This is a genomic window from Sphingomonas sp. Leaf9 (assembly GCF_001421355.1).
Taxonomy (GTDB): domain Bacteria; phylum Pseudomonadota; class Alphaproteobacteria; order Sphingomonadales; family Sphingomonadaceae; genus Sphingomonas.
Genome location: NZ_LMKC01000004.1, coordinates 1 through 19,482, shown reverse-complemented (window position 1 = coordinate 19,482; position 19,482 = coordinate 1). Strand labels below are relative to the sequence as shown.

At 68.1% G+C, this 19,482-nt stretch carries 16 protein-coding genes and 1 pseudogene; 7 read left to right on the top strand and 10 right to left on the bottom strand.

Features of this window, described 5'->3' with window-relative positions:
• Positions 1-44: 44 nt before the first annotated feature.
• From recQ to ASE58_RS11040, 3 genes are all read right to left on the bottom strand, one after another.
• Positions 45-1,814, bottom strand: a complete 1,770-nt coding sequence (gene recQ, locus ASE58_RS11050) for a DNA helicase RecQ (RefSeq protein ID WP_055821209.1) — start codon at positions 1,812-1,814, stop codon at positions 45-47.
• A gap of 114 nt (positions 1,815-1,928) precedes the next feature.
• Positions 1,929-2,870, bottom strand: a complete 942-nt coding sequence (locus ASE58_RS11045) for an alpha/beta fold hydrolase (protein WP_235513598.1) — start codon at positions 2,868-2,870, stop codon at positions 1,929-1,931.
• 72 nt (positions 2,871-2,942) lie between these two features.
• Positions 2,943-4,760: an ABCB family ABC transporter ATP-binding protein/permease gene (locus tag ASE58_RS11040; protein ID WP_200909352.1), complete on the bottom strand. Its 1,818-nt coding sequence runs from the start codon at positions 4,758-4,760 to the stop codon at positions 2,943-2,945.
• Positions 4,761-4,854: 94 nt separating this feature from the next.
• Here ASE58_RS11040 and ASE58_RS11035 point away from each other — a divergent pair, with 94 nt between their 5' ends.
• Together ASE58_RS11035 and ASE58_RS11030 are read left to right on the top strand one after the other, a co-directional pair.
• A complete protein-coding gene (locus ASE58_RS11035) occupies positions 4,855-5,091 on the top strand; it encodes a hypothetical protein (RefSeq protein WP_055821205.1) in 237 nt (78 codons plus the stop codon).
• Positions 5,092-5,158: 67 nt separating this feature from the next.
• A complete protein-coding gene (locus tag ASE58_RS11030; protein ID WP_055821202.1) occupies positions 5,159-5,908 on the top strand; it encodes a Coq4 family protein in 750 nt (249 codons plus the stop codon).
• A gap of 62 nt (positions 5,909-5,970) precedes the next feature.
• Here ASE58_RS11030 and ASE58_RS11025 read toward each other — a convergent pair whose 3' ends face one another.
• Positions 5,971-6,312 carry a hypothetical protein gene (locus ASE58_RS11025; protein WP_055758004.1) on the bottom strand — a complete coding sequence of 114 codons (342 nt, stop codon included), beginning with the start codon at positions 6,310-6,312 and terminating at the stop codon, positions 5,971-5,973.
• A gap of 128 nt (positions 6,313-6,440) precedes the next feature.
• Here ASE58_RS11025 and recF point away from each other — a divergent pair, with 128 nt between their 5' ends.
• On the top strand, positions 6,441-7,508 hold the full coding sequence (gene recF, locus ASE58_RS11020; protein WP_055758008.1) for a DNA replication/repair protein RecF: 1,068 nt from the start codon (positions 6,441-6,443) through the stop codon (positions 7,506-7,508).
• Here recF and ASE58_RS11015 read toward each other — a convergent pair.
• Together ASE58_RS11015 and ASE58_RS11010 are read right to left on the bottom strand one after the other, a co-directional pair.
• The gene (locus tag ASE58_RS11015; RefSeq protein WP_055758012.1) at positions 7,505-7,909 is read right to left on the bottom strand and encodes a response regulator; all 405 of its coding nucleotides are present in this window, start codon (positions 7,907-7,909) and stop codon (positions 7,505-7,507) included. The genes recF and ASE58_RS11015 overlap by 4 nt on opposite strands.
• Positions 7,902-9,020, bottom strand: coding sequence for a histidine kinase dimerization/phosphoacceptor domain -containing protein (locus tag ASE58_RS11010; RefSeq protein WP_156347714.1), 1,119 nt, complete (start codon positions 9,018-9,020; stop codon positions 7,902-7,904). The genes ASE58_RS11015 and ASE58_RS11010 overlap by 8 nt, the downstream gene beginning before the upstream one ends.
• A 261-nt stretch (positions 9,021-9,281) precedes the next feature.
• Between ASE58_RS11010 and ASE58_RS11005 the strand changes: the two genes are divergently transcribed.
• Positions 9,282-10,754, top strand: a complete 1,473-nt coding sequence (locus ASE58_RS11005; RefSeq protein ID WP_055821198.1) for a DEAD/DEAH box helicase — start codon at positions 9,282-9,284, stop codon at positions 10,752-10,754.
• A gap of 173 nt (positions 10,755-10,927) precedes the next feature.
• Here the strand turns inward: ASE58_RS11005 and ASE58_RS11000 are convergent, their stop codons facing one another.
• Both ASE58_RS11000 and ASE58_RS10995 read right to left on the bottom strand, forming a co-directional pair.
• Positions 10,928-13,420 (bottom strand): ABC transporter permease, encoded by a 2,493-nt coding sequence (locus ASE58_RS11000; RefSeq protein WP_055821195.1) that lies wholly within the window; start codon positions 13,418-13,420, stop codon positions 10,928-10,930.
• 88 nt (positions 13,421-13,508) lie between these two features.
• Positions 13,509-14,204, bottom strand: a complete 696-nt coding sequence (locus ASE58_RS10995) for an ABC transporter ATP-binding protein (RefSeq protein ID WP_235513596.1) — start codon at positions 14,202-14,204, stop codon at positions 13,509-13,511.
• 14 nt (positions 14,205-14,218) lie between these two features.
• Here ASE58_RS10995 and ASE58_RS10990 point away from each other — a divergent pair, with 14 nt between their 5' ends.
• The gene (locus ASE58_RS10990; RefSeq protein WP_055821189.1) at positions 14,219-14,950 is read left to right on the top strand and encodes an arylesterase; all 732 of its coding nucleotides are present in this window, start codon (positions 14,219-14,221) and stop codon (positions 14,948-14,950) included.
• A 265-nt stretch (positions 14,951-15,215) separates the two neighbouring features.
• Positions 15,216-16,067, top strand: coding sequence for a hypothetical protein (locus ASE58_RS17940; protein ID WP_156347713.1), 852 nt, complete (start codon positions 15,216-15,218; stop codon positions 16,065-16,067).
• A gap of 254 nt (positions 16,068-16,321) precedes the next feature.
• Here ASE58_RS17940 and ASE58_RS10985 read toward each other — a convergent pair whose 3' ends face one another.
• Both ASE58_RS10985 and ASE58_RS10980 read right to left on the bottom strand, forming a co-directional pair.
• Positions 16,322-17,938 carry a serine hydrolase domain-containing protein gene (locus tag ASE58_RS10985; RefSeq protein ID WP_156347712.1) on the bottom strand — a complete coding sequence of 539 codons (1,617 nt, stop codon included), beginning with the start codon at positions 17,936-17,938 and terminating at the stop codon, positions 16,322-16,324.
• Complete coding sequence (locus tag ASE58_RS10980; RefSeq protein WP_055822267.1) at positions 17,893-19,074, bottom strand: M24 family metallopeptidase; 1,182 nt, start codon at positions 19,072-19,074, stop codon at positions 17,893-17,895. The genes ASE58_RS10985 and ASE58_RS10980 overlap by 46 nt, the downstream gene beginning before the upstream one ends.
• Before the next feature lie 186 nt (positions 19,075-19,260).
• Between ASE58_RS10980 and ASE58_RS10975 the strand changes: the two are divergent.
• A pseudogene (locus tag ASE58_RS10975) lies at positions 19,261-19,482 on the top strand (glycoside hydrolase family 125 protein); the annotation flags it as partial.

Sequence of the window (19,482 nt, the reverse complement as noted above, 5' to 3'; positions counted from 1 at the left end):
CGGCGCGAGGCGACGTGCGCAAATCCTCCCCGTCCCGGGGAGGATCAGTGTTGCTGGATGACGCTCAGGAATGCGTCGCCATAGGCTTGCAGCTTCTTCTCCCCCACGCCGGTGATCTGGCGCATGCCGCCGATCGTCTGCGGACGGTCGCTGGCCATCTCGCGCAGGACCGAATCGTGGAAGATGACATAGGGCGGCACGCCGGCTTCCTGCGCCAGTTCGCGGCGCTTGGCGCGCAGTGCCTCGAACAGCGGGTCGCCGGTCGGGTTGGGCGTCGTCGACGTGCCGCCACGACCGCGCCGCCGTTCGCGCTTGGGCGGCACGATCAGCGACAGCGTGTCGCCGCCCTTCAGCAGCCCGCGTGCGGCAGGGCCGAATTCCAGCCCGCCATGCTCGTTCGCACGCAGCGCATCGCGCAATTGCAGCGCGCGGCCGACGGGTTTCAGGAGCGCCAGTTCGTCGCCCTCGACGATGCTCCACACCGACAGGTTTTCATGGCCATTGGTCATGCTGCGCTCGGTCGACTGGCCGGTCAGCACCTGTTCGATATAGGTCGCGCCGAACATCATGCCGGTGCGGAATACGGCCGAGAGATATTTCTGCGCGACCTGCGTCGCGTCGACCGCATTGGGCGGGGTCAGGCAATTGTCGCAATTCCCGCAGAATTCGGGCGGCGACTCGCCGAAATGCTTCAGCAGGATGGCGCGGCGGCATCCGGCGGTTTCGACCAGCGCGCCCAGCGCATTCAGCCGCTGGCGCTCGCCCGGCTGGCGGGCGGGTTCGACCTCGCCGATCCGCTGGCGCGCGCGGGCAAAGTCGTCGGCGCCCCAGAACAGGTGCGCGACCGCCGGATCGCCGTCGCGGCCCGCACGGCCGGTTTCCTGATAATAGGCCTCGATCGATTTCGGCAGTCCGGCATGTGCGACGAAGCGGACGTCGGGCTTGTCGATGCCCATGCCGAACGCGATGGTGGCGACCATCACCATGTCTTCGGACGCGACGAATTCATGCTGGTTGCGCTGGCGGACGGCAGGGTCGAGCCCGGCGTGATAGACGCGTACCGGGCGGCCGGTCTTCGCCAGCGCCTCCGCCAGCCGCTCCGTGCCGGCGCGTGACTGGACATAGACGATGCCGGGGCCGGGGGTCGCGGCAATCACGTCGGCGATCTGGCGCGTGCCCTGGTCGCGCGGGGTGATGTGGTAGCGGATGTTGGGCCGGTCGAACCCGGCGACGATCAGCCCTTCGTGCGGGATGCCCAGCTGTTCGAGGATATCGGCGCGGGTATGCGCGTCCGCCGTCGCCGTCAGCGCAAGGCGGGGCACCTCGGGAAACTGGTCGAACAGTGGGCGCAGCAGGCGGTAATCGGGGCGGAAGTCGTGGCCCCATTCGCTGACGCAATGCGCCTCGTCGATCGCGAACAGCGACAGGTTGCCGCGCGAAAGCAACTCGCGGAAATCGCTGCCGGAGGCGCGTTCGGGCGCGACGTAGAGCAGGTCGAGTTCGCCATCGAGGAAGCGACCCCGCGTTTCGGCACGATTGTCGTCGGCGCTGGTCAGCGTCGCGGCGCGGATGCCGACGGCGGTGGCGGCGCGCAGCTGGTCATGCATCAGCGCGATCAGCGGCGAGACGACGACGCAGGTGCCCGGCAGCATCTGTGCCGGCAGCTGGTAGGTCAGCGACTTGCCCGCGCCGGTCGGCATCACCGCCAGCGTGCGCTGCCCGGCCAGCACCCGGTCGACCACCTGCCGCTGCACACCGCGAAAATCGGGAAAGCCAAAGGTCGATTGCAATACGGGGATCGGGTCGAGCGCCATCGGGTCCCACCTAGGGATGCGGGGCAGGCGCGTCGAGGGGGGAGGGTATCGTCGAACCAGCGATACGCGTCGCCCAAGCCTGTGCCGGGGGGACGCGTATCGGCGGGACCGAGTCTACTGCGTTCCCACCGCGGCCGCCGTGCGTAGCCATGCCGCCGTTTCGGCCGCATGGGTCACCGGGATCATGTGCCCGCCGCCGATCTTGGTCAGTTTCGCGCCCGGAATCTCGCCGGCGGTCACGTCGCCCTGGCTGACCGGATCGAGCAGTTCGTCGTCCCGGCCATAGAGGATCGCGACCGGCAGCTTGATCGCGCCATAGCGCGGTACCATCGTCGCCAGCGCGCGGTTGGCGTCGGTCAGCTCGGCGGCGCCGGCCTGGAAACTCGACGGGCGCAGTGCGACGAGGCCGCCGCCGCGCGTGCCGAAGTCGAGCGGCACGGCATCGGGCGCGAACACCTGTTTCGACACGGCAGGGCCGGTCAGCGTGGTGAGCGGCACACCGACCGTCCATGCGGCCAGCCCGCGCACCGCGGCGGGTGGCGCCTTGCCCCGAAAGATCGCGGGGGCGGCGGTCATCCGCTGCGTCAACGGGGCGATGAGGGCGAGGCCGCGAATCTTCGATGGCTGGTTCAGCGCCATCGCCAGCGCGACCGCGCCGCCCATCGAATGGCCGACCAGCAGCGGACGGTCGAGGCCCAGCGCGTCGATCAGGTCGGCGATCATCCGCGCCTGCGTCTCTATCGTCGGATGGTCGCCCTCGACGCTGGAATGGCCCCAGCCCGGGCGGTCGACGACGATCAGCCGGTGGTCACGCAGCTGGTCGGTCAGCGCATAGGTGAAGTTGCGCAGCTGGCCATAGATGCCGTGCAGCAGCACGATCGCCGGGCCATCGCCGCCGGTATCGACATAATGCAGCCGGGCGCCGGGCACATCGACAAATTCGCCGTCCGCCGGGACCAGTGCCTCCGCCGCGCTGGCGGCCAGTGCCGTCCACAGCGCCAGCCCGCCGCCGACCAGCGCGGTCGTCACCGCCGCTTTCTTCAGGGAATCCTTCACGCGCGTTCCTCCCGCAATGCGCCGGGGATACGCGCCAGCGCGGCGGAGTGTCCATGGGCGATGATGAAACCCCTAGGCCTCGGCCAGTGCCGCCTCGCGCTCGTCGGCCTGGCGCGCCCACATTTCGGCATAGGTCCCGCCCAGACGCAGCAGGTCGGCGTGCGACCCGCTTTCGGCGACGCGCCCGCCCTCCAGCACGACGATACGGTCGGCATGGACCACGGTCGACAGGCGGTGGGCGATGACGATGGTGGTGCGGCCGCGCTCGATCGCCTCCAGCGTGTCGAGGATGTCGGCCTCGGTGCGGCTGTCGAGCGCGCTGGTCGCTTCGTCGAGGATCAGGACTGGCGGGTTCTTCAGCAGCGTGCGGGCGATCGCCACGCGCTGCTTCTCGCCGCCCGACAGCTTCAGACCGCGTTCGCCGACGCGGGTAGCGTAACCTTCGGGCATGCTAGCGATGAACGGCGCGATCGATGCACCGCGCGCCGCCTCGGCAATGTCGTCAGCGCTGGCCCCGGCGCGGCCATAGGCGATGTTGTAGCCGATGGTGTCGTTGAACAACACGGTATCCTGCGGCACGATGCCGATCGCGCTGCGCAGCGAGCTTTGCGCGACCTGCGCGATATCCTGTCCGTCGATCGTGATGCGCCCGGCGGTGGGATCGTAGAAGCGGAACAGCAGCCGGGCGAGCGTCGACTTGCCCGCGCCCGACGGGCCGACGACCGCCAGCGTGGTGCCCGGCGGAATGTCGAGGTCGATCCCGTTCAGGATCTGGCGCCCGTCGCCATAGCCGAAGCCGACATTTTCGAACCGCACATGGCCTTCGCGCACGGTCAGCGGCGGGGCGTCGGGGGTATCGACGATCTCGGCCGGCGCGTCGATCAGGTCGAACATCGCCCCCATGTCGACCACGCCCTGCCGCACGGTGCGATAGACCATGCCGAGCAGGTCGAGCGGGCGGAACAGCTGCGTCAGCAGCGTCGATACCAGCACGACGTCACCCGGCGTGAACCGCCCGCTCGACCACCCGAACACAATCAGCGCCATGCCGCCGCCCAGCATCAGCGCGGTGATGAGCGCCTGCCCGATGTTCAGCAGCGCCAGCGAGTTTTCGGACTTCACCGCCGCATCGGCATAGCCGGCGATGGCACGGTCGTAGCGCTCCGCCTCGCGCTCCTCCGCGCCGAAATATTTGACGGTTTCGAAGTTCAACAGCGAATCGACCGCATGCGCGACCGCGCCGGTGTCGAGGTCGTTCATCCGTTCGCGCAAGGCCGAGCGCCAGTCGGTGACCCAGCGGGTGAAGGCGATGTAGAACACGACCATCGCCACCGTGCCCCCGACCAGCCACGCGCCGAACCGCGTGCCGAAGATCGACAGGACCAAGGTCAGTTCGAGGATGGTCGGCGCGATGTTGAACAGCAGGAAATACAGCATCGTATCGATGCTCTTGGTCCCGCGCTCCACGACCTTCGTCACCGCGCCGGTACGCCGTTCGAGGTGGAAGCGCAGCGACAGCGCGTGGAGGTGGCGGAAGACGGATGCCGCCAGCCGTCGCGTCGCATCCTGCCCGACGCGTTCGAACACGACGTTGCGCAGATTGTCGAACAGCGTGCCCCCGAAGCGCGCGGCGGCATAGCCCGCGACCAGCGCGACCACCAGCCACAGCGCGTCGCGCGATCCCGCCGCCATGGTGTCGATCGCACCCTGCAGCGCAAACGGCGCGCCATAGACCTGCACCAGCTTCGACGCGACGACCAGCAACAGCGCGGCGACGATGCGCACCTTCAGCCCCGGCGCATCGGCGGGCCAGAGATAGGGGAGGAAGCGACGGAGCGTCGCCAGCATCGGCCGGGTCGGACCGGAGGCGGAATGGGTTTCAGGCGGCATGGCAAGCGCCATTTGGGGAGGCTGGCGTAGATAGGCAACGCTTCGTCGGAACAAGCTGCGGTGGAATGTATTGAAACCATCGAGGAGACGGAAAATGGCACCGTTGGTCTATGTCATGGCGATCCTGGGTTGCGGCGACGATGGCGCGACTTGCACGCGGGAGCGGGTTGCTCCGGCCAGCTATACTTCGGTTGCCGAATGCCAGGCGGCGATGCCGGCCATCCTTGCCAGCAACACCGACTTGTCCTTCCCGGTCATCAGCGCGTCGTGCGAGCGTGGTGGGCAGTTCGTCGTTAACAATGCGCCGCGTTCCAAGCCCAAGGCGGGTTGATCGCCCGACGACTTGACGCCCTCGCGCCGCCGGAATACTTACATGGATGTAAGTAGCGGAGGCGGGCATGGCGACGCAGGAAATCGAAACATTGCAGCCGCTGCGTCGCGACTGGGGCGCGGCATGGGCAGCGCTTCGGCGGTTGCTGGCCGATGGCAACGACACGGTGCAGGTGTTCCGCATCATGCGCGCGCTCAACGCCGATACCAGCCACCGCAACTATGCGCGCCTGCTGCAGGAGCCGGGCGGCGGGCGCATCGCCTATGACCATGTCGAACTGGCGCGGCGGTTTTCCGACCGGGCGTGGGTCGATGCGCTGCCCGATGGCAGCGTCGGCGCGCAGTATCGCGCGTTCCTCGACCGCACCGGCTTTTCGGCGCAGGGGCTGGCCGATATCAGCTACGCCGATGGCGAAGGGTGGCAGGACGCAGCGCATCCGGTCGCGTGGTTCGGCCGGCGCGAGCGCGATGTGCACGACATCTGGCACATCCTGACCGGCTATACCGCCGAAGAGCATCTGGGCGAGGCATGCCTCGTCGCCTTTTCCTATGCGCAGACCGGCGGTCTGGGCTGGGCCGCGATCGGCCTTGGCGCGGCATTGAAATCGCTACGCATCACCGGCGAGCGGGCGTTCGCGAAAGCGGTGTGGGAGGGGTATCGCCATGGGCGACGGGCGAAATGGCTGCATGCCCAGGATTATGAGGCGCTGCTGGCCGAACCGCTCGACGTCGCGCGGCGGCGGCTCAATATCGCCGAGCCGGTGGCGTATCACGCGGCGCAGGCAAGGTTGCGCGAGCTGGGGCTGGCGGGGATTTAGGACGGCTGCTTACGATGTCACCCCGGGTCAAACCCGGGGTGACGGTTGATTGTAAGTACTTGTTACTTTGCCAGCGCGGCGCTGGCCTGCGCTTCGCCGCGGTCGCGCACGGCCTTGGCGCGTGCTTCGGCCTGCTGTTCGACCAGCTTGGATTCTTCGCGGATCGCGTCGGCGCGGACCTTCAGCCGTTCGGCATCATAGCCGCCGGCCTGCCCGGCCTGATTGACCAGCCCTTCCGCCTCGACCTTCATCTGCGCAGTCTGGTTCTCGGCGGCGGCTTCGATCGCGTCGGCCTCGGCATCGGCCTGGTCGCGCAGCTGTTCCGCACGCTGCTGCTCGGGGCTTTGCGAGCCGCAGGCAGTGAGTGCGAACGCGGCGGCGGCCATCAGGACGAAACGGGGCATCGGCGATTCCTGTCGTAAGTCGAACCTTCCCAATTCGCGAAGCGCCGGAAAGTTGCGTTTGTATAACAAACCACCGTGCGGCCGGAGGGTTTCGCGCGGGCGCTCGCGCCGCTAACGGTCACGCGCACATGCTCACCCGCCTGACCCTGACCGATTTTCGCAACCATGCGGGCGGCACCATCGAACCGGGTGGCGGCTTCGTCGTGCTGAGCGGGCCCAATGGCGCGGGCAAGACCAATGTGCTGGAGGCGGTGTCGCTACTGGCACCGGGCCGGGGGCTGCGCCGTGCGCCGTTGTCCGACATGGCGCGCGAGGGCGGGGCGGGCGGCTTCGGCGTCGCCGCCGACCTGACCGACGACGTGCGGATCGGGACGGGAACCCAGCCGAGTGCGCCCGAACGGCGGATCGTGCGGGTGAACGGTGCGGGTGCGGCGGCAACGGCGCTGGCCGAATGGCTGTCGGTGCTGTGGCTGACACCGGCGATGGACCGGCTGTTCGTCGAGCCGGCGGGCGAGCGGCGCCGGTTCCTCGACCGGATGACGCTGGCGCTGAACCCGGCGCACGCGACGCAGGCGACGCGCTATGACGCGGCGATGCGGCAGCGCAACCGGTTGCTGGCGGAGGACGCGATGCCCGATCCCGACTGGCTGTCGGCGCTGGAGGCGCGGATGGTCGAGCACGGGCTGGCGCTTGGCGCGGCGCGGGCGGAGGCGGTGGCGATGCTGGACGCGCGGATCGCGGCGCTGCCCGCAACCGATTTCCCACGCGCCGCCTTGTCGCTGGAGGGGTGGCATGGCGATGCGGGGCTGTTCGCCCGCGAACTGGCGGCGGGGCGCGCGCGCGATGCGGCGGCGGGGCGGGCGCTGAGTGGGCCGCACCGCGTCGACCTGATCGTCACCGACCGCGACCGCGGCATGGCGGCGGCGCGCTGTTCGACCGGCGAGCAGAAGGCGCTGTTGCTGGGGCTGGTGCTGGCGCATGCCGAACTGGTCGCGGAGCGTGCCGGGCGGCGGCCGGTCCTGCTGCTCGACGAAGTGGCCGCGCATCTCGACCCCGCCCGCCGCGCGGCGCTGTTCGCGCGGGCGGCGGGGGCAGGGCAGGTGTGGCTGACGGGGACCGAGGCGGCGCTGTTCAGCGACATGCCGGCCGATGCCACCCGCTATCATGTCGAAGGCGGACGGATCGAGCGGGATTAGTAGAAGCGTAGCTCGCCGGGTGTCCGTGCCGCCGTATCGCCGCGCAACCGGGCCAGCGCGGCGTCGATCACCGGGCCGATCGCGGCGGTGTGGAACGGTTTCGCCACGCAGCCGAGGATCAGCGGGTGGTCTGCGACATCAGGGCAATTGCCGCTGAGGAACAGACAGGGGATGCCCTGTTCGGCCAGCGTCGCGGCGATACCGCGCCCGCAATCGCCGCGCGCCAGCCGGACGTCGCACAGCGCAAGGTCGGGCGGGTCGGCGGCGGCCAGCGCCAGCGCGTCGGCGCGGGTGTCGGCGATGCCGGTGACGACATGGCCGTGCAGGACCAGCGCGTCCTCCACCAGCATCGCGACCAGCGCCTCGTCCTCGACCAGCAGGATGCGTGAACGATCAGCCATCGTCGCGGCCGGCTACACTGAGCGTCAGCCGTTCGCCATCGCGCAGGATGGTCGCGCGCAGCTGTCGCGCCAGCCCGCGCACGAGGCGGCTGTCGTCCAGCACCGGGTTCGCCTGCCCCATGGCCGGGCCGGTCAGCACGATGCTGAGGGCCTCCGGCAACCGCTCGATCGCGATGGCGGTCACCGCGTCGGGTTCGGCGGTGACGAGGGCGTGGGTCAGCAGCGCGATGGCAGCGGCCTGTTCGATCGGCAGCGCCCCCGTGCCGCTGACCGTGATCTCGACCGGTTCGTCGTCGCTGCGCTCGACCAGCGATTCGATCAGCGCGGCGATGTCGATCCGGCTGGGGCTGTCGGTCGCGTAGAGCGGGCGATGCGCGGTGGCCAGCACCTCCAGCCGCGCAGCGGCGACGGCCAGGGCGGTGCGCGCCGAATCGTCCACCGTGTCGGCCGCGCCCAGCCGGACGACCGCAACGGCGGTCTGCAACGCGTTGCGGACGCGGTGGTTGAGTTCGGCGAGCAATCGTTCACGCGATGCGATCCCGGCGCGCAGCTCTGCCTCGATCCGCAGGCGATGCTTGGCGAGCGCGACATAGTGGCAGACGGTGCGGATGAAGGCGAGTTCGTCGGCGTCGAACCGGTCGGTCCAGCGCCGCCCGAAGCTGAGCGTGCCGAGCAGCGTCGATCCGTGCATCAACGGCGTGCAGACATAGGCGTCGACGCCCAGGTCGCGGACGAACTGCGCCATCGGGTCGTCCGATGTCTGCACGCCGAACGCCGTGATCGGCCGGCGATCGCGCGCGACGCAGCCGCACACCGCCTGCCCCATCGCCAGCCGGTCGAACGCCGTTGCCTCGCCCGGCGTCAGCCCGCCATGGGTTTCGAGCACCAGTTCGTCGCCATCGATCCGGTAGTTGAAGAAGACGTCGAGCCGCAGTTCGTCGCCGATCAGCGTGAACAGATCGTCGACCATCCGCGCCGGGTCTTCGGCGGCGAGCAGGCGGTCGGCCGCTTCCCCCAACAGATAGAGCTGGCGATGGGGCAGGGCATCGACCACGGGGTTTGCGGATGACGCATCGTTCGGGCGTGCGCCAGCCGGGGCAGGGTCGGTCATCGCCACGGTGTAGGGCGTCCGGACGGGTGTTACCACCTTCAAACCGCACTGGCCGGGGCGACATACTTGACCTTCGGGCCGGTTCCCCCTATTTGCCGCAGCGCAGCGACGCTTTTCAGGCAGCGTGATCGGACCTCTTTGGTCTCGGCTCCGCGTCGCAGCTCCAACCGGCTTCCCTAGTCACGCGGGTCGCAATTTTTTGCCCCGCTGCCCGTGCGCCTTGCTGCGTTTCGGGTGCCGGACCCTATTTCAGGAACTACCATGACCTTCCAGTCCCTCGGCCTGTCGAAGTCGATCCTCGACGCGCTCGCCGCCAAGAATTACGAAACCCCGACCCCGATCCAGCGCGACGCGATCCCGCTGGTCCTCGAAGGGCGCGACCTGCTGGGCATCGCCCAGACCGGCACCGGCAAGACCGCCGCGTTCGTCCTCCCCTCGATCGACCTGCTGGTGAAGGCCAATGTGCGCCGCCGCCCGATGCGCTGCCGCATGCTGGTGCTGGCCCCGACGCGCGAACTGGTCAGCCAGATCGCCGACAACGCCCGTGCCTATGCCAAGCACAGCAAGCTGACCGTCGCGACCGTCTTCGGCGGCGTGCCGGTGCCGCGCAACATCCGTGACGTGGCGCCGGGCGTCGACATCCTCGTCGCGACGCCGGGCCGGCTGCTCGACCTGATCGACCAGAAGGTCCTGGGTCTGGGCGAGCTGGAAATCCTCGTCCTCGACGAAGCCGACCAGATGCTTGACCTGGGCTTCATCCACGCGCTGCGCCGTATCGTGTCGATGGTGCCGAAGTCGCGCCAGACGCTGTTCTTCTCGGCCACGATGCCCAAGGACATTCGCGAGCTGGCTGACAAGTATCTGACCGATCCGGCCACCGTGCAGGTGACGCCGGTGTCGTCGACCGCCGAGCGCGTCGAGCAGTATGTGACCTTCGTCCAGCAGGCGGAGAAGCAGACGCTGCTGACGATGTTCTTCCGCAATACCAAGATCGATCGCGCGCTGGTGTTCACCCGCACCAAGCATGGTGCCGACCGCGTCGTGAAGCTGCTGGCGGCCAACGGCATCGCGTCGAACGCGATCCACGGCAACAAGTCGCAGCCGCAGCGGGAAAAGGCGCTGGCCGCGTTCCGTGACGGCACCGTGCCGATCCTGGTCGCGACCGACATCGCCGCACGCGGGATCGACGTGTCGGGGGTCAGCCATGTCGTGAACTTCGAACTGCCCAACGTGTCGGAACAATATGTCCACCGCATCGGCCGCACCGCGCGTGCGGGTGCTTCGGGCGTGGCGTTCAGCTTCTGCGCCGATGACGAGCGGCCGTTCCTGAAGGGGATCGAGCGGCTGACCAAGCAGAAGATCGACGTCGTGCCGCTGCCCGACGATTTCCTGCAGCAGAGCGCGCAGATCAAGGCGAGCCGGGCGCCCTATGCCCCCGATCGTCCCGAGCGCTTGCCGAGCGAGCGTGGCCCCGCGCGGCCGCGTGCGACCCATGCCCATGGCGCAAAGCCGGCGCATGGTCGCGGCGGTCCGGTCGGCAATCCGTCGCGGAGCGGCGGCCAGCCGCAGCGTGGCGAAGGCCAGGGCGGCGGTGGTCGTCCGCAGCGCGAAGCCGGTGTCGGTGGTGGCGGGCGTCCGGGTGGCGGTGGCCGTCCGGGTGGTAACGGCGGCGGCGGTGGTCGCGGCCGTGGTGGCCGCGGTCGCGGCGGCGGCGCTCCCCGCGCAGCGGTGTAATCGACAAGCCCCGGCAGGCAACTGCCGGGGCCTTTTTCATCCTCCCCGGCACGGGGAGGGGGACCGCCGCGTAGCGGTGGTGGAGGGGGTTCTCGGCGCAACGCAACGGTTCCGTATGTGGACCTCCCCCTCCACCAGCTGCGCTGGTCCCCCTCCCCGTGCCGGGGAGGACCTTACAGTTCTCTTAGCGCCCGCGCCGGCCGGGCGCTCAGGATCGGCAACGCGCCGAGCAGCCCGATCCCCACCGTCACCCCGACCCCCACCGCCAGTGTCATGGCGATCGCGCCATAATCCGGCAGCCAGTCGAACGCGAACAGCTCGACCACGACATACCATCCCCCGGCGATCCCGATCGCCGCCGCCAGCACGGCGAGGATCACCGCCAGCAGCAGATATTCCAGCGCCTGCGCTGTCAATATCTGCCCGCGTGTCGCGCCCAGCGTCTTCAGGATCACCGAATCGTAGGTCCGCGTTTCGCGCGCGGCGGCGATCGCGCCGATCAGCACGGCGATGCCGGCCAGGATCGCGATCCCCGCCGCCGCCGCGATGGCGGTCGCCATTTGCGACACGATGGTCCGCACCTGCCCGATCACTTCGCGCACCTCGACTACTGAGGTCGAGGGGAAACCGGCCGACAGCGCGCGGACGACGGCGCGTTCGCGGCCCGGCGGCATGGTGATCGTCGCCGCCAGGTTGTGGGGCACGTCGGACAGGGTGTTGGGGCTGAACACCATCACGAAATTGAACCCCATCGTGTCCCATTCGATCTTGCGGAGTGAAGCGATGCGCGCTGTGCGTTCCTGTCCCGCGACGCTGATCGTCAGCGGATCGCCGAGTTTCAGCGCCAGCGCCTGCGCCATGCGTTCGTCGACCGACACCAGCGGTGGCCCGCTATAGTTTGCCGGCCACCATCTGCCCGCCACCAGCTCGCTGCCCGGTGGCAGGTCGGCGGCAAAGGTCAGGCCGCGTTCGCCGCGCAGCGCCCATGCGCCTTCGGGGATAGTCTTCAGGTCGGCGACGCGGGTCTTGCCATAGGCGGTGATCGTGCCGCGCATCAGGGGCACGGTCTGGATTTCGGCGCCGGGCTGGATGTTGGCGATGGTTGTGCGGAACGGTGATTCGCGGGCGGGAGGCACATCGAGGGCGAAAAGCGCGGGCGCGCGCGCCGGAACGGTCTTTTGGATGTTGGCGTCGAGGCTGGTGCGGATCGCCGCCAGCAGCACGAACAGGGTCAGGCCCAGCCCCAATGCCACCACCAGCGCGCCCGTACGTGCGCCGGGGCGGTGCAGCGCCGCCACCGCCAGTCGCCACAGCGGCCTGCGCGACCGGGGCAATCGGGCCGCCAGCCTGCGGATCAGCCGACCAAGTAGCGATAACAAAAGGAGAAGTCCGCCCGCCGCGCCAAGGAACGCCGCCCCGAACCATGGCCGTTCGCTGGTCACCAGCACCAGCGCGACGATCCCGGCAAAGGCCGCGCCCATCCATGCCGCCGCCTTCCACCGGGGCGCGCGCCGCCCGTCATGCACGCCGCGCAACAGCCCGGCGGCCGGCACCGCGCCCGCCGCCAACAACGGCGGCGCGGCAAAGGCGAGGGCGATCAGCAGGCCATAGGCGGCGGCCTGCACCAGCGGCAGCGGATGGATCGCAAAGGCCGGCGCGACCGGCAGGACATCGCCCGCCAGCGCCACGATCAGCGGCACGGCGGCGATGCCGATCGCCAGGCCCACTGCGATGCCGATCGCCGCCACCGCGACGATCTGCACCAGATAGACCCGCGCGATCAGGCCGGAGGTCGCGCCCAATACCTTCAGCGTCGCGATGCTCGATCGACGGGTGGCGAGGTAGCTCGACACGCCGTTACCGACCCCGATGCCGGCGATGACGAGGGCGGTGAGGCCGACCAGCACGAGGAATTCGCCCATCCGCGACAGGAAGCGTTCGGCCCCCGGCGAGGCACGGTCGCGGGTGCGCGTGTCCCAGCCCTGCGCGGGATAGCGGTCGGTAAACGCCTTGATCGCCTGCGCCGGATCATAGCGGCTGGCGATGCGATATTTGCTTTCGTACAGGCTGCCCGGCGCGATCAGGCCGGTGCGCTGCAACCCCTCCAGCGACACCAGCGCCACCGCGCCCAGCGTGAAGCCTTCGCTCAAGCGGTCGGGCTCGTCGGCGATGATCCCGGCGACGGTGAAGCGCGCGGTGCCATAGCGCACCGATCCGCCGATGCGCAGCTTCAGCCGTTCGACCAATGCCTGTCCGACATAGGTCTCGGTCGGTGACAATGGCCGTGCGGTGCCGCTTCGCAGGGTGAGCATGCCGTAGAGCGGATAGGGGGCGTCGACCGCCTTCAGCTCGATCGGCGCAGTCTGGCCATCGAAGTTGGCGGCCATCGACTGCATCCGCAGCGTTTCCGACACCCGGCCCAGCCGCGCCATCGCCCGGCGTTCGGCATCGCTGGCAGTACGCTGCGACACGGAGAGTTCGAGATCGCCGCCCAGCAGGCTCTGCCCGCGCGCCGCCAGTTCGCCGGTGATCGATCGCGTCAGGCTGCCGATCGCCGCCAGCGCACCGACGCCGAGGATCAGGCAGACCAGCAGCAGCCGCAGGCCGCGGAAGCGGGCATCGAGTTCGCGGCGGGCGAAGGTCCACGCCAGACGCCACTCGCTCATGCGACACCTTCGGGAGAGTGCCGGTTCGTCCCAGCCGGCGTGCCCGCCTGCGCGGGGGTACGGCACCATCGCAAGGGCGGCGCGCCCATCACCGCCCCGTATCCCGCGCGATGCGGCCATCGGCCAGCTCGACCACCCGGTCGCACCGCTCGGCCAGTGCCGGGTCGTGGGTGATGACCAGCAACGTCGCCTGCGTCGCGGCGCGGCGTTCGAACAGCAGGTCCATGATCGCCTGCCCCGTCGCGCGGTCGAGATTGCCGGTCGGTTCGTCGGCAAACACCAGCGCCGGCCGCCCGGCCAGCGCGCGGGCGATGGCGACGCGCTGTTGCTCGCCGCCCGACAATTGCGTCGGATAATGGTGGAGCCGGTGGCTTAAGCCCACCGCCACCAGCTCGGCCTCGGCCCGTGCGAAGGCGTCTCTCTCGCCGGCCAGCTCCATCGGTACCGCGACATTTTCGAGCGCGGTCATCGTCGGCAGCAGGTGGAATGCCTGCAACACGATGCCGATCCGCCCGCGCCGGGCGCGCGCCAGATCGTCCTCGCCCATCGCGCCGAAATCCGCGCCCGCGACATGGACCTGCCCGCCGCTGGCACGCTCCAGCCCCGACAGCACCGCCATCAGCGAGGACTTGCCCGATCCGGAGGCACCGAGCAGCGCGACGCTGGTCCCGGCGGGCACGGCCAGGTCGATACCGTGGAGAATGCGGGTGGCGGCGTCGCCATCGCCCAGCGTCAGGGTGACACCGCGTGCGTCGATGACCATATCGTTCGGAACCGAGGGCATGGAGTTTTTCGCCAGTGACGAAGCAGGGACCCACATATGCGGGCGCAGTCATTCTTCTCCAAGGCGCTTTGCTGCTGGCGGGATGCGGCGGGCCGGATTTATCGGAGGCGAACGACGCCGCGCCGGTGAATATCGCTGCGGCGGCGACGCCGAACCCGGTCGATCCTCAGGCGCCGGTCGCGGGGCCGGAGCGGCTGGTGGTGGCGTTCGGCGACAGCCTGTACGCGGGCTATGGCCTTGCGCGCGGCGACAGCCTGCCCGACGATCTGCAGGATGTGCTGCGGGGGCAGGGGATCAATGCCCGCGTGGTCAATGCCGGGATTTCGGGCGACACCAGCGCGGCGGGGCGGCAGCGGCTGGCCTTCACCCTCGACAAGCTGGATCGCAAGCCCGACCTCGTGCTGCTGGGGCTGGGCGGCAACGACCTGCTGCGCCAGATCCCGCCGGCCGAGACGCGGGCCAATTTCGTCGCGATGCTGGACGAACTGAAGCAGCGCGGGATTCCGGTGGTGCTGACCGGCATGATGGTGCCGCCCAATCTGGGGCCGGACTATGCCGCGCAATTCAACCGCATCTGGCCCGACATGGCGAAGCAGTACGGCGCGACGCTCGACCCGTTCATCCTGGCGGGCGTGATCGGCAACCGGGCGCTGATGCAGCCCGATGGGATTCACCCGAATGCGCAAGGGGTGGATCGGATCGTGGCACGGCTTGGGCCGGTGGTGGCGGGGCGGTTGCGGGGGTAGGGGCTTTCCCGTTTCCACGTCGACATCGGTAGTTTCGGGAATTGCAAATCGGGAACAGGTTTCGGGAAACAGGAACCCGCAGGCGACCGTCAGCGCAATCGGTGGTCCGGTATTCCCGTCACAGCTTCCCAATCGGGAATGTCGAACGGCACTTTACTTGGCCAGTAACTGGAGTGGAACACTGGACGGCCAATGGTCATAAAGGCGTTCTATTGTTGCCGTCGGAGGGACTATGCGGGGGATTGGAACACAAAGGATCGCTTGCATGGTGGCCTGCCTCGCTGCCGGAGGTGCGACCGCAAGCGTACCGTCTGACGCAGGACCATCGGCCCGCTATGTTGATCTCGCTACACCATTCGAACAAGTCGCAACGGAAACCGCCGGCCAGCCTCAAAACACACGGATCGCAATGGTACGTGACCGGATCAACGCTATGTTGCCGGGTGTTTATCGACGTGATGTGTCGACGGATCGGCTGATCGCGGATGCACTTGTTCAGCTTCCGGCGAAGCAAGCAGCCTACCATCGTGTGATATCTGATTTTCCTATAGCCCTGAGCGGCGCGGTAAAGAATTTTAGGAAGATATTCCCAGATTTTAGGTCACCAATACCGATATACCTCTATCACTCTCTCGGGCTACGAGACGGGGGCTCCGACTATCTTGAGCCGGGAAAGCGACATGTCATGCTTTTTGGTGCGGACATGATTGCTGAGTACCACTCGGATAATTCGTTACAGCCCTTCCTTGCTCACGAGCTGTTTCACCTCGAGCATGGACGTCATTTTTCGGACTGCGATCAGTTCTGGTGTACCATTTGGCAGGAAGGGCTGGCGGTTGATGCCGCCGCAACGATGACGCCTCGGGCAACGGATCGCCAGCTTCTGTTGGACACCCCCGAGCCAATTCGGCCCAAAACCGACGCACGATGGGAAGATGCTTTATGCTTCGTTGCCGCACATTTCGATGGACACGACCGGTACAGCAATAGTCAAAGCATTGCAGATGGGCGGCGGCCCGCCAAAAGAGCTTCCAGACCGTTTTGGCTACTATGTAGGTTATCGAGTCGCTCAAGCAACGAAGGCGAAACTCACCTATCTTTCTCGCCTAGACAATAAGTCAGCGCGTCCAATCGTTCGCTCTGCGCTTATTAAATTAATGGATAATGCACAGGCTCGTTGCCCCCGACCTGCTGCCGAGGCTGCGGTAACCCAGCAATCTCCCAACCCAGTCTAAAGGTTCGGCTCAAAGCCAAATTTCCGAAATACCATCCTTGTGGGAACGCTCGGCCGTCTCGCTCGCCGTTCTAGCCGGATTGCCTAGACTGAGGCCTCTACGCGTCACCCGATAGCCACCGCTTGCCACGGTCAGATCAGTTCAGTCGCGCACGCGATGCTTCCAGCTCCTTCAAATGCTCAACCGCATTGCCATTCCCGGGGTTGAGCGAGAGCGATCGTCTGTAATGCTTGATCGCGCCGGCACGGTCGCCCTTCGCCTCCAGGACTTCGGCCAGGCTGTCATGAGCGTTCCAGCTTCCGGGGTTGTTGGCGACGTTCAGCCGGAAGATGGCGAGCGCCTGATCCGACTGCTCCTGCTCGCGCAGCTTGTAGCCCCAGGCGTTCAGTTCGGCCTCGCTCGGCTTTGCCCGCATCGACTGCCATACACGCGGGGCCTGCGCGAAACCGCGGCGAAGCACTTGGGCGCGGAACGCCCTTACGGCAGACGGCAGGCCGAAGCCGTCGGCCTCGTGCATCCCCGGAATGTAATAGGCGGCGACCTCGTCGATGAAATATTCCGGGTTGGCGCCCTGAAGGTTGGTCAGCACCACGACGGACAGGTCATCTTTGGGATAGACGAAGAAGGCCGATCGCATCCCGCCGATCGGACCCGCCGCCGGATGTTCGGTCCGCATCGTCACCGGCCAGCCCAGGCCCGATCCGTTCAGCAACTCGTTGGTCCCCGCCGTCGTGCCGTCGTTCAACACGACCGGCGTCCACAAGGCGGCGACGCTGGCCTTGTCCTTCAGTAGCTTGCCGGATTGCAGCGCGATCAGCCATCTTGCCACATCGTCGGCGGTCGACAGGATGCCCGCCGCGGTCCTGAAATATCCCGGAAAGGTCGCGTAGGTCGCCATCAGGCGGTCACCCGACCGCCATACGCCATCGGTGTTGGCGAGGTAGGAATAGCTGCGCGCCGTTAGCGGAACGACGTCAGAGGAATCGCCGAACCGGGTATGCATCATCCCGGCAGGCGCGAACTGATTTTTCTCGATGAATGCGGCGAAGGGCATCCCGCCGAGCTTCTCGATGACCCGGCCCAGCATGACGTAGCCGGTCTGATTGTAGCGGTAGCGTTCGCCGGCCTTGAACTCGAGCGGCAGCTTCTTCACCGCGGCCCATGCCGATGCCTCGGTCCCGTCGCCGATCACCTGTTCCTTGTCACCGATGATGTTCGGCAGTCCCGATACGTGGGAAAGCACCTGCCGGATCGTGATCGCTCGCCACGCCTGCGGCAGGTCATCAAGATATTGGGAAACCGGATCGTCGGTCCGCAACTTGCCCGCTTCGGCCAGCTGCATGATCGCGACGCCCGTGAACGCCTTGGTGCAGGAATTGATCGAGAAGATGCTGGACGTGGTGGCGGGCACGCCATGCTCGACATCGGCTACGCCATAGGCTGCCGATGCCACGATCTTCCCGCGTTGAACGACCGCGACCTGAAGCGCCGGGATGCGTTCCTGCTGCATCTTCGTCTTGAGGAATGTCGCCAGTCCGTCGCCCGGCACCTGCGCGTAAGCGGGCGTTGCGATCATAAGAAGTGCCGCCAGCACGAGCTTGTTCATTCGACCTATCCGCAGGAGGACGTTAATCATCATCCTTGCAGATGTGTATTGCACTGGCAATACAGCTGGGTTTGGGTTTGGCCCCTGCGGGAAAGCTTTCCCTACCCGAACGGCCGGTCGATCGACGGCTGCGGCTGGGTGAACCACTGCGCGCCGGTGTCGGTGACGAAGAAATGGTCTTCCAGCCGGATGCCGAAGCGGTCGGGGACGACGATCATCGGTTCGCTGGAAAAGCACATGCCGGGTTCGAGCGGCGTCGTGTCGCCGCGCACCAGATAGGCGGGTTCGTGGATCGACAGGCCGATGCCGTGGCCGGTGCGGTGCGGCAGGCCTGGCAGGCGATAGTCGGGGCCCAGCCCCTCGCGCACCAGCACCGCGCGGGCGGCGGCGTCGACGGCTTGCGCCGGCACGCCGGGCGCGGCGGCGGCGAAGGCGGCGGCTTGTGCGGCGTGTTCGATGTCCCAGATCGCGCGCACCTCGTCGGCGACCTGGCCGAAGGCATAGGTGCGGGTGATGTCGCTGTGATAGCCCTCCACCCGGCAGCCGGTGTCGATCAGCACCAGCTCGCCCTCCGCCAGCGCGCGGTCGCCGGGCAGGCCGTGGGGAAAGGCGGTGGCGCGGCCGAACTGGACGATGCAAAAGAACGACCCGCCGCCACCGACCGCGCGGTGCGCGTCGTCGATGAAGCGGACGACTTCGCTGGCGAGGATGCCGGGGCGCAGGATGCGTGCGGCGGCGGCCTGCACCTGGAGCGTCATGTCCTTTGCCTGTTGCAGCAGCGCCAGCTCGGCCGGCGACTTCACCTGGCGACACCCGTCGATGGCGGGCGCACCGTCGGCCAGCGTCAGGCCGTGGCGCGCGAGCTTCTGCCCCCAGGCGAAGGGCAGCAGCGGGTCGACCGCCAGCGTAGCGCCGGCAGGCAGCGCGCCTGCGACCAGCGCGGTCGGGTCCGCATCCTCCTCCCACAATAGCAGCTCGGCGGGGATGGTGAGGTCGGCCTCCAGCGTGCCGCGCTCGAACGCCGGGCAAATGATGCGCGGCGTGCCGGTGACGGGCAGGAGGAGCGCGACCATCCGCTCGCTCGGCCCCCAAGGAATGCCGGTAAAATATTGCAGCGACGCGCCGGTATGGACCAGCAGCGCCTGCGCGCCGGCGGCCTCGGTCAGCGCACGGGCGCGGTCGATCCGGGCGAGGCGCTCGGCAGAGGTGATCGCCGGGGCGGGGGACGCCCAGGGCGCGATCGCTGCCAGCTGCGCCGCCGCGCTCGATCCGCCGATGGTCATGTCCGTCTCCGCCTGAAACCGCCCGATTGGAAAGGGCGACCGGTCGATCGCGGGGGCCGCGTCCACGATCGTCGCCGCAGCCAGCCTAGCCGGGATCGGCGCGGGCGTCAGCCCCATTGCCAGAGCTCCATTGCCAGACAGGGCATCGGTGACCTAGCTGGGGCCGATCCCCAAGGAGACTGCCCGATGCCGACCGACCGCCGCACGTTGATGACGCAGGGCGCGCTGCTGGGCGCGGGGCTGGCGACCGGGGGGTTCGCGATGGCGCAGGGCAAGCCGGCGTTTGCGAGCAAGCGGCCGGCGCCGGCCGATCGCCGGTTCGTGAGCAAGTCGGTCGAGCAGGAGATCGCGCGGGTCAGCGGGATGATCGCCGATCCCGAACTGGCGTGGCTGTTCGCCAATGCCTAT